Source organism: Candidatus Borrarchaeum sp., assembly GCF_019058535.1.
GTDB classification, from domain to species: Archaea; Asgardarchaeota; Sifarchaeia; order Borrarchaeales; family Borrarchaeaceae; genus Borrarchaeum; species Borrarchaeum weybense.
Genome location: NZ_JAHPYX010000067.1, coordinates 1 through 10,548, shown reverse-complemented (window position 1 = coordinate 10,548; position 10,548 = coordinate 1). Strand labels below are relative to the sequence as shown.

Below are 10,548 nucleotides of genomic sequence, written 5' to 3'. Positions count from 1 at the left end.
TTACAAATGTCACTCATTGAAACTCCTAAGAAGTTACTAAACACAGTAAAACCTTGACTAGAAATTCTTTTTAATATTGACATACCACTAATATTTCCTCTGTTATATCGTGTACCTACTATAAAGTCAAAGCCCTTTTCTATTTCTTCAAGCATCTTCAGTGCATCTGCTGGATCATCACAATTATCACCCATCATCGGAATTATAACATCTTTTCGTGCACTTCTGAGCCCTGTCTTTATTGCACGTCCAAATCCTGGATCTTTTGTCCTATGAATAACTTGGATATTCCCATAAACATTGCTTAACTGTTCTGCGATTTCTCCTGTCCTGTCATTGCTATTATCGTTAACTAAAACTATTTCAAAACTGCCTTTGGGACGACTAGAAGAAAATATCTTTTCAATCCTCGAAATCAGCTGAGCTATGTTTGTTTCTTCATTTCTTGCAGGGATGACAATCGAAACACTTAACGATTTAGGAGTGGAATTTTCGATTCTTTTGCTTCTAGATTCAGTTTCTATTTCAGATTGTTTCGACTGTTTCATTTTCGGTTCGCCATTTTCATTGAAATTTGAAAAGAAATATCCTCTGAATGTGAAAGACTGTATAGCCAAGTTCTAATTATATGTTTTATAAATGAATTAGTATGAAAGGTGTGAATTTGAAATGATATTAGACAAGATCAAAGTTACAGACAACTAAGCAAGAAAGCACCACAGCTTCAGCGTGAGGTAGTTCACATAAATTATGTCTTGCTTAACATTGCACAAGTTATTAACAGAAAAGAAAAGTCAACACTCAGGTCATTAAATATCATTTGATCACTTCTAGAGTTAACTTGTCAGAGGACGTTCTTTTAACAAAAACTCTGCAAGAGAAATTAATTCTTTAACCTCTGCAATGAAGTCTTGTACGGAACGTTTATTTACCTGCTTAGATCCTTTCAATTTCTGTCTAGAGCGTTTTATCCTCATTCGAATATTTATGAAAATATGATATGCTAAATGAAATTCTAATGGCATGTGTGGATATAATTCATTAAGTGATAGATTAAAGTCCCTGAGAACTTGGTTATATCCTAAAAGAAAAAAATGCAGCGCAGATCGCGTCTCATCTATTGAATGTGTATTTTTATACTCTTCAATGAGTTGAAAAACAAAAAAGTTAGCAATATCTTCACATCGGCAATTATCTGCAAACATCATGTATTCAGGGTCGATAACATAGATTTTTTGCAAATGAGTATTTTGTTTTTCTCTACTAAGTATTACATTTCTTTGGTGGTAATCACCAAAAATATTGCCTCCACCTATTGAGTCTTTCATTTCCTCAAAATATATCGAACTTGCCTTACCAATAGCTTCTCTTCGCAAAGCAGAGATCGGCAAGTCTAACAACATTAAGGCCATGAGGTTTTCATAACTTTCAGCATCAACTGAACGCGTAGGTGACCCATGAATTGCAGCTAATAGTCGCCCTGCAAGCACTGCCTTCTTTCTTGGTGCTACATCAGCTTGAAAATATGTATCACCATGAATTCCTTCGTATATCAAAATTTTCTCTTCCGGAAAGGCAAAAAGTAGTTTTGGAGTACGTAGGTTACCATAATTTAAATATTCTAATTGTTTAAATAACCAGCGCGAGTTAGATGCTTCTGAGAAGACTTTTTCTCCACTAGAAGAGAATTTTATAGCCCACATTGTTTGATGTGCGCCAAATTCACTACTAAAATCGATAGTTACCAGATGAACCTGTCCAGTTGCTCCAAATCTAGTGACTTCATCTACATCGCGCACATCAATTACCTGAGGTGTTTGAGCAGTTGTTTCATAGACATTTTCTCTCAGAACGTCTTCAAAGTTTGAAATAACTGTCATCAAGGCTTGCCGTAAAACAATACGATCAACAATATCTTCATCATTTCTATTACTCATTACAGCACCTTTCCTGAGAAATTACACACCTTAAATTGCATCTTCACCTGCGAGAGCTAATAGTGCATTCCAATCATCTTGGGTTTTAGCAAAAACTCCTATATTTCCAAGTCGAATATTCTTCACTCCTGTATCTTTAACAGAAAAATATGATTTTAACATTTGGCATTTCATTGTATCCCTTCATGATTAGAAAGATCAACAACTATTTTATAGCTTAGCTGGCGAGAAGACCACCCAACTTGTTGGGTGGATGAATCGCCTGTGTTTTACGGGTTTCACTTTCAGCATAGTGTCTCTCAGTTTAAATAGTAGTGTGCGGATACTACCTACTATGAACCGCACTTATAAATTTCGCCTGTATCCCACCAAATCACAGCAGGCTATCCTAAGGCAATGGCTGACTACCTGCCGTATGTTGTATAATACCTCACTTGCTGAGCGCAGAAATGCATGGACAACCGAACAACGGTCGGTTACCTATACCGAGCAAGCCAACCAACTCACAGACACCAAACAGACCACTCCGTTTTTGCAAGCGCTGCACTCACAGGTACTGCAAGACGTGCTGAGACGCCTGGATAAAACCTTCCAGCACTTTTTTCGACGCCTTAACAACGGTGAAAAAGCAGGTTACCCACGCTTTAAAGGGAACTACAGGTATGACTCCTTCACCTATCCTCAAAGCGGTTTTGTTCTTGAAGAGAACAACAAGAAACTTCGCCTCTCGAAAATCGGGAATATTTCCATTAAACTCCACCGAGCTATCCCATCTGAAGGCGAGATCAAGACCTGTACTATCAAACGCGATGTTGACCACTGATATGCCTGTTTTTCAGTCGAACTGCCTGATCCTGCGCCTCCTGCCTCTTCTCAGAGAGCCATACAGAAGGCAATAGGTGTGGATGTGGGGTTGACGAATTTACTGACATTCAATAATGGCGACACCATAGACAACCCCCGTTGGTTGAGACACTCGGAGAATCAACTTGCTAAAGTGCAGCGAAGAAAAGACAGGAAGCTGAAGGGCTCACGTAACCGCCACAAGCAGAACAGGAAGGTAGCACAGGTACACAGAAAGATACGTAATCAGCGGAAGGACTTTCATCATAAACTCAGTCGGAAACTGGTCGATACGTATGACCTGATTGTGTATGAGCAGCTTAGGATCACCAACATGGTGAAGCCCCATCATTTAGCAAAGTCGATTAGTGACGCCAGTTGGGGGCAACTCATGCGTTTTACCGAGTACAAAGCGGAGGAAGCTGGTACGCTGGTAGAGTATGTGAGTGCTTATCACACCACACAATTGTGCAGTAGGTGTGGCAAACTGGTGCCGAAAACACTGGCAACCCGTATCCACAGCTGTCCGTACTGTGGGTTGGTGTTAGTCAAAGATCAAAATTCTGCCATCACGGTGTTACAGCGATCCACTCACTATGACACATCACTCTCATCATCATCATCACCATCAGGGCAGGAACTGCCCGTAGAGCCTGTTTGACATGTCCCGCTGGGGAATGGATGATTCAGGAAGCCACCCTACTTGTAGGGTGGTAGTTCACGTAGTCTCATTTGTATTATACCAAGAAATCCCTTAGAAACCTTGTTTAAAGGAGCGAAAAACTCTCTAGTTTTTAAAAAAATAATGCGAAGACTTTTACTAGATGTACGAAAGTTTTTCCCAGAAATTATTTATTATATTGGCGTCTTAAAAGCATATGTTGTATCTAGTCGAAGGATTGGGTTTCTTATTACTTGCCTACCACCTTGCAAAATATAGCGGATGGAAGTCCGCTCTAATGACTTTTTCTGCTATTTTAATTGTTGCAAGTGTTTTTGATCCATTCCTTTATAGTGCTGGATTTATATGGACTGCAAATAACCTTATGCAAAGTGTATTCATAAATGGGGTAGTCTATATTTTTGCCATTTCAGGAGTCGTTCTTGAAAAAGGATATTCCCGTTAGTGGACTCTTCTCGAAATAGGCAGCACTTTTTGAGATTAGCGGATTTCTCTAAAATTAGTCTAATTAGTTATTATACTTCTGAAGAAAAACGGCACGCTTCATATTTTACATCGTCTATTTCACTTTTAATGACTTGAATACATAGCATAATTTCCTCTAGTTTCTTGTTGTCTGGTTTTGGATTGCTGAGCAGTTGTTTTTTCGTATGAAGAAGCGTATCTAGCCGCTTCTCTAATACGCTTAATTTAACATCAGAGTAGTACTTCTTTGATGAATCAACTAAGGGATCAACACGCTCGGTTTCAGTTTCTGGAATATCTTCCATTTCAATAATACCTACGTCAACAACGTCTTGTTCTTCAGGTACTGACATATGTACTTCTTTCTTAACTTCCTTCGCTACTGTTACTTCTACATTTTCTTCTTTTAATTCTTCTTCCTGTTGCTCAACTATCTCAGTGGTCTCAATCGGTACAGTCTCACCTTCTTTCTCTTCTTCTAGATGTTCTGCATTAGCGTCAGAGATGGTTGTTTCAACGTCTTGTTCTTCCACAATTTCTTCTATTTCATGCTCTTGTTCCATTTCAGGAGGAATTTCTGGAGAATTGGTGTCTATAACTTCTTCCTTTTGCATTTCTGGGTTTTCTTCTTCGTTATTTCTCTTAATTCGGTTAAAAAGCCCCATAATTAACTTCCTCCTTCATAAAGCGCTTCAAAGCACATATAGTCTACAAATTTAGATGAAGTCATATAATAGGCAAATACAATATCCTTGTGTGTTTATACCATACACGGTCTAAAAAAGATTGTGGACAGGTTCGCAGTTTTTCTGTTAATAATTGTAATATTCGCAAATACCTTGTCATAATATATATCTTAATTATAATCTTATCAAATGATATGTTGAAAAAGCGTATACTTTTTTGATACTATCACAATATCTTATGGCAAAATAGGGATATGCTGTAGTCTTTTTCAATGTATTGAAGATTTATTTTGGCATGTCAAAAATCAGTATTTGTTACTCACAATCATTAATCTCTAATCAAGTACTATCATTTTTCCGTATTCATCAATTTTGAACATTATACCGCTAGCGATTAACTCTTTGACTTTCTCATCAAAACTGTTATCTAGCGCTTTGTTAAAAAAATTGTACCCTATTACTTTTTCAAATGGTTTTTCTAATTCTGCTAAAATAGATGGTTTTTTCAGGAAAGACTTAATCGCCGCATTAATCTCATCAAAGTTTTCTGCGGAAGTATTTGAGTTTTTTTCAAGCTTACTGAACGGGGTTACAATATATGATTTCATGGTTATCTAACATTAACACGAAATTCGAAGTTCTTATGATTTTTGGTGAACTACCTCACACTAAAGCTGTGAGACTTCCTGTTTCCCCGACCATGCTTGCCTCAACGTAGGCTATCTGATTCAGATACTCCAACGTTAAGGTAGAGGTATTAGTCTCCGCAGGCGTGAATTCGGTAGGTCCCCTACCTAGGATTTTATGTGCTTCGTGTTCTATCACACGACTACTGTTAAGATCACGATCTATTACCAGACCGCAATGATGACACACATAGGTACGTTCGGCTAAACTCATGGGGCGCTGATGACCGCAACGCGAACAGGTCTTGGTGGAGGGGAAGAAACGGTCTATTTCCACCGGTGTTTGCACCTTTGTTTCAAGCATGCTAATTATCCCACCCAGGCTGGTTGACAACATTCTTCGACCCCACAGGCGTTGCCAGGCGCGTAGATTCTCGTTTTGATAACATACCATTTGGAAAGTAGTGTGCAAGAAATGAACCAGTTTATTGCGGATATCTCGTTTAATATTGGTAGTTTTGGCGTAGGTTTTAAGCAACTTATACAGCGTTTTCCACCAATTCCTGCTGCGGTACTGTTTACGACTTAATTGTTTGCATAACTGCTTTATACGGCGTGTAACTGGCACTGTGTAGCGTATACGCAACCCGTTCGACAGCGTTAACTGGTTTTTTACCCCAAAATCAATGCCAATTGATTGTGTGGGAACTACCATCGCCAGTATATGGTCTCGCGGCGTATAGGTCGTGATCGCCAGGTAATAGTCGCCATGCTGGTGCAGAAGAGTAGCATTGGCACATTCACACTCAGGCGGCAGTTGTTCTAAACCGTTGAAACGCAGTTTTTTCGGTATCCCTTGAACCCGCACGTAGTTGCCGTTGAGAATGCTGTAAGTGTTGCCGTATTGCTTGAGCGGGATGGAATTTACATACGACTTGAACTTCAACCGTCCTACTTTGTGCCCCTTGGCTTTTGCACGTGCTAAGCTACGAATATTCTGCTGGGTGCGTGTGATAATGCTCTGTCGCATGTGTGACGATAAGTGCCTCAATGGACGTCGTTCAAAGCGGTCTTTCAGCTTCACCGGCACTTCCTGTATTTTATCATCGATAGAAAACACGTTAGGATGCCCTACACAGTAATTATACAGCCATTTAGCTTCCAAAAAGAGATGCTTTAAGCGAGATAACGATTCGTGGTTAGCATGAGAGCGGTCTAGCTTCACAGTGTACACCCGACATTTCATGTGTTTACGGCGCTCCTTAGTGTCCTTCAAGGTAGCTTTGATCCGTTGGTTTTTGGTTGACATGGTATGAGTGCTCCGCATACTATATAATAGCAGGTTACCTAATGTACACCACCAGTTCTCACGGTTTGTACTCCATCCTGGTTTATAAACTCAGCAAAAAACAGCAAAAAGTTAAAAAATATGCTATCTTGACACCATTCATCCCCAAGCTCAAGCAATGGAGCTTTCTTGTGTCGTATCATGTAAAACCACGATTTAAGCTTTTCAAAATGATTTTAAGAAACCTATTTGACTTACAAACACATCTTTATTCGCAATTAGCCAAAAATCCCGTTAATTTGTCACCACATCTATTGAACTTGCACTGTCTTGATTCTTGGAATACTAAGATAATTTACCACAAAATATTTATTTTCGATTAGTGCAGTAATGAAGTTAGTGATTAACCCACCACTTGTGGACTTATTTCTAATTTTTAAATTTTTACTAAAAGCTGTATAAATTTCTAAAGGATCTCCCACTAACATCTTAGTTGTAATTTTGTTGTATCTGAAATTTAAGGGGTCAATATCAATACTTGGACAAAGTTCTAAGCAAAGCCCACACTTTGTACATTTTTCATCATCAACTTTTGGAAGAAATTGACCAAAATCATACTCCATTATAATCGAATTTTCAGGACATACAGCAGAACAAATCTCGCAAGAAACACATAAATCTAATTTCCTTGTCTTCTTCACGTTTAGTTTTTCCATAATAAGACCAATCTTATGATTTAAGTAACTTTGAATTAAAAGATTTATTGATAATTTACTAAAGATGTTTATCGCTTCATTTGAACCCAATTACCTTGACCATAGTGCTTTCGTAGATATATGTTTTTTATTTAAAGAAAATACTAACGTTCCTACTTCTTTTAAGAATCATATAACTTGATATGATTTTTGATTTTCGATAAATTAACACATGCGGTTTCAGGATCGAAAATTCAACAGTTTGTTGACTGATTTGACTGTTTTAAGTAAGATATTGCGGAAGATTTTACTAGACTTGCGGAGAGTTTTACTACAACATTTAAAAAAATGCGTAGAATTTACCCTTTTGTTCGTAAACTTTTTAAAACAAGCAAATATCTGGCTAAAAAAAATTCTCTAAATGATTCTGATGGGTAGGATCCAATTCTTAGCGGAGAGTCAGTATTTTGAATTTTTCCAACTATTTTTATTGCAGGTTGAATATTATATTTCTGAGTCCAGAATAGCTTTGTAGGTTTAAAAAGAATGAATAAAAGAATTTTGTTAATTATAGTCTTGTTAATGTTCTCAACGTTTATCTTTCCAGTTCAGCATGCATTTTCAAACGATAATGCAACACAAATAGATGAAGAACTATTAAAAAGTGAAAATACTGTTGATGAAATAGAGACCCCCCAATATGTTTTAACTTTAGATGATTTCGAAGAGATTTATGAGCAATCTTCCGAAACGGTTGAAGAATGGGCACCTTTTGACATTCCTCCACATATAATTTCCTATAATGGATCTGGAATTAACCATCTGGCATTAGATTCAAACACAACTAACAACGAAGAGTTGAACATAACAATCACACATCCTTTAAATGGTACGATTTTAGCAACAAAATATGTCAACGCAACTTGGAATGCTACAGGAGATTTCGATTATTTTGAAATAGAACTGGATAATGTCACTAAAGGGAATACTACTGATACCTTTTACTATTTGGAGATACCAGAGGGTTGGCATACACTCAAAATTACTGGATATAGTGGAAATTTGAGTGTATTTGATTCTGTTATTTTTGATCCTATCTTTGGAGGAGGATCCTATGAGTTACGACTTCATATAATTGAAGATGTAACGAAAGAAGATTATAGCTATTGTTGGGTAAAATTGGCGAATGAACATTGGAACAAAACTGCTTATGGTCAAGCCGATATAAATGGTGAAATAACCTTTACCGAAATAGCCGCTGGTAATTATTACGTTGAAATTTATCCTCCCACGCCAAGTGAGGTTTATGGGATGAGAATGTACTGTAAAAACATAACTATTTCTGGAGATTTGTCATTGGGAATAGAAGTCTATGATTATCGCGGCACTATCGCTATGGCATGGGATCTAAAATACGATGAAACAAATATGACACAGTATATTTTGGATCGAATGGAAGGCTGTGGAGCACAAGAAGGTGATATAATTCAAATCAATGTTGCTTGGAAGTATCCCTTAAGTCCAATTAACAGTAAGTGGGGTAAAGATAATTTTAGGGATTTAATTATCTCGTTAAAGAAAGAAGGATATAGAATTTGGATAGAACCTCGATTAATTTATTGTGGATCAACTATGGGCTATTCTTTTTGGACACAGTTAGATAATTACACTGATTCCGGATACGCTGATGGAGATTATTATAACGAAGATAGTGGACGGGCTGACTTCAGGGCTCATAATGCCTTTATGCAATTCGAAGCACGTATGAAATCCTTAGAGAATGAAGGGCCTACTGGAGATATTTCAGTATTTCTTGGAGATGTTTCTATTTGCCTTAAACAAAAAGACTATTGGGACGTTTACGATGTTAACGATGCCCAATATTTGACCTATGGAAATGGCCATGAACAATGGAGTTTTGATAACGAAACTTGTATTCTTACTATACACGATGCTACACATAATCATTTGTATGAAATCTATTATATGGAAGGTTATCACAGAATAGGCGCTCCAATCGGCAATTATGATGATGATCCCTATTTTGTAAGAGATAAATTACTCGAATTGATGAACTGGTATTATGAAAATTGCACTTTGCCAAATGGAGAGTGTGCGATTGACGGTATTCATCCTAATTATGGTGATACTAGAGCTCTCGGCGTATGGAATGCGTGGAATCAGGGTTGGAGCGGTATGGTAACAAAGAAAGTTATTGACTGGTTTTTAGGAAATTATACACAATATAAAGATGATTTTAAACTCTCATGGGTTACTTTTGAAGAAAACAGTGCATTCCCACGTGGTAGGAATGATTCACTTCCTTTTATGAACGATTGGTTATACTTTAGACAAAAGCTTATCCATAATGAATGGTATAAACTCTTAATTAATCAAGCAAAAAATCATAATGTTAGCGTAATTTTGTACGATGGTGATGATAATCGACTACAATCTTCAGACTTGGCAATTCGGCTTGGTGCAGATATTTTTGAACATCAGAAAGGAACTAATATTGATGATGAGTATTTCATCAACTATGTGGACTATTGGAGTACTAGAGTGCCTTTTATGAATGATTGGGAAGAAACATGGCAAGATGATCTTGATCATGAAGGATTAAGAGCCACTTTACAAAGGACAAGTGCTCAAGGTACCTTACCAGCAATTATGTATAATCACCAAAGCCCGTATGGATATAATATTCCTGAAGATAGGTATGATGATTACAGGCAAGCACATGAAGATTTCAGAGAAGTATGGAAAACATACAAGCAATTTTCCGATCGCAAAATAGCAAAGGTTTATTTTATGGTCGGTGTATCCGCGCGACAAATTTCAGATTTTTATGGTGCAGCAGATGGGACGAGAATGACACCACGACTTTATCATAAATCCTTATTTTTCCGATTGCCTGCTCAGCTTGATTTTATCTCAACTTATTATATTGAAGAAAATGGCATTCCAGATGATTGTGATTTACTAGTAATTGCAGGGCAAAATACTGGAAGCCCAGATACAACTTATCATTCATTATATTCAGACAAGTTAAATTCGAGTGTTACAAGCTATGTGATGGATGGAGGGGCTGTATGGTTTATGGGTGATGTTGGACGATATAGCACAAATGGAACTAGTTTAGGAACAGGATATTGGGAGCAATTATTGGGTTTGCAATGCGTTAACGCTAGTTGGGATGAAATAAATGATAATTTCTTTGTTGATGAGAGTCATTGGATCATAAATGACGAAGAGTATCGTGGATTAGTAGATAATTCTGAAGGTTATCAGCCTGATTTGCCTAATATGCTTGGAGAACCCGAATG

Annotated in this window: 9 protein-coding genes and 1 pseudogene; 3 read left to right on the top strand and 7 right to left on the bottom strand. The window is 37.4% G+C overall.

Going from position 1 to position 10,548, the window contains the following annotated elements; all coding sequences use genetic code 11:
* From QVB70_RS03705 to QVB70_RS03695, 3 genes are all read right to left on the bottom strand, one after another.
* Positions 1–548, bottom strand: a 548-nt coding sequence (locus QVB70_RS03705) for a glycosyltransferase family 2 protein (protein ID WP_287583508.1), incomplete at its 3' end; no start/stop codon positions are given.
* A 288-nt stretch (positions 549–836) separates the two neighbouring features.
* Positions 837–1,937, bottom strand: coding sequence for a hypothetical protein (locus QVB70_RS03700; protein ID WP_287583506.1), 1,101 nt, complete (start codon positions 1,935–1,937; stop codon positions 837–839).
* 30 nt (positions 1,938–1,967) lie between these two features.
* Positions 1,968–2,111 carry a hypothetical protein gene (locus QVB70_RS03695; protein WP_287583504.1) on the bottom strand — a complete coding sequence of 48 codons (144 nt, stop codon included), beginning with the start codon at positions 2,109–2,111 and terminating at the stop codon, positions 1,968–1,970.
* A 79-nt stretch (positions 2,112–2,190) separates the two neighbouring features.
* On the opposite strand from QVB70_RS03695, the pseudogene QVB70_RS03690 reads away from it, so the two are divergent.
* Positions 2,191–3,441 (top strand): annotated as a pseudogene (locus tag QVB70_RS03690) (RNA-guided endonuclease InsQ/TnpB family protein).
* 217 nt (positions 3,442–3,658) lie between these two features.
* Complete coding sequence (locus QVB70_RS03685) at positions 3,659–3,907, top strand: hypothetical protein (RefSeq protein ID WP_287583502.1); 249 nt, start codon at positions 3,659–3,661, stop codon at positions 3,905–3,907.
* A 70-nt stretch (positions 3,908–3,977) separates the two neighbouring features.
* On the opposite strand, the gene QVB70_RS03680 is transcribed toward QVB70_RS03685, so the two are convergent.
* From QVB70_RS03680 to QVB70_RS03665, 4 genes are all read right to left on the bottom strand, one after another.
* Positions 3,978–4,592, bottom strand: a complete 615-nt coding sequence (locus QVB70_RS03680; RefSeq protein ID WP_287583500.1) for a hypothetical protein — start codon at positions 4,590–4,592, stop codon at positions 3,978–3,980.
* A 356-nt stretch (positions 4,593–4,948) separates the two neighbouring features.
* Positions 4,949–5,221, bottom strand: coding sequence for a hypothetical protein (locus QVB70_RS03675; RefSeq protein ID WP_287583498.1), 273 nt, complete (start codon positions 5,219–5,221; stop codon positions 4,949–4,951).
* 55 nt (positions 5,222–5,276) lie between these two features.
* The gene (locus tag QVB70_RS03670) at positions 5,277–6,485 is read right to left on the bottom strand and encodes a transposase (RefSeq protein ID WP_287583510.1); all 1,209 of its coding nucleotides are present in this window, start codon (positions 6,483–6,485) and stop codon (positions 5,277–5,279) included.
* Between the two features lie 353 nt (positions 6,486–6,838).
* Positions 6,839–7,333, bottom strand: coding sequence for an NADH-quinone oxidoreductase subunit I (locus tag QVB70_RS03665; RefSeq protein WP_287583496.1), 495 nt, complete (start codon positions 7,331–7,333; stop codon positions 6,839–6,841).
* Positions 7,334–7,768: 435 nt separating this feature from the next.
* Between QVB70_RS03665 and QVB70_RS03660 the strand changes: the two genes are divergently transcribed.
* A partial coding sequence (locus QVB70_RS03660) for a hypothetical protein (protein ID WP_287583494.1) occupies positions 7,769–10,548 on the top strand: 2,780 nt, incomplete at its 3' end.

Bases quoted from the DNA above. Each gene is read 5' to 3' on its own strand.
- QVB70_RS03700 (WP_287583506.1), bottom strand. From the start codon at position 1,937: ATGAGTAATAGAAATGATGAAGATATTGTTGATCGTATTGTTTTACGG.
- QVB70_RS03695 (WP_287583504.1), bottom strand. From the start codon at position 2,111: ATGAAATGCCAAATGTTAAAATCATATTTTTCTGTTAAAGATACAGGA.
- QVB70_RS03685 (WP_287583502.1), top strand. From the start codon at position 3,659: ATGTTGTATCTAGTCGAAGGATTGGGTTTCTTATTACTTGCCTACCAC.
- QVB70_RS03680 (WP_287583500.1), bottom strand. From the start codon at position 4,592: ATGGGGCTTTTTAACCGAATTAAGAGAAATAACGAAGAAGAAAACCCA.
- QVB70_RS03675 (WP_287583498.1), bottom strand. From the start codon at position 5,221: ATGAAATCATATATTGTAACCCCGTTCAGTAAGCTTGAAAAAAACTCA.
- QVB70_RS03670 (WP_287583510.1), bottom strand. From the start codon at position 6,485: ATGAAATGTCGGGTGTACACTGTGAAGCTAGACCGCTCTCATGCTAAC.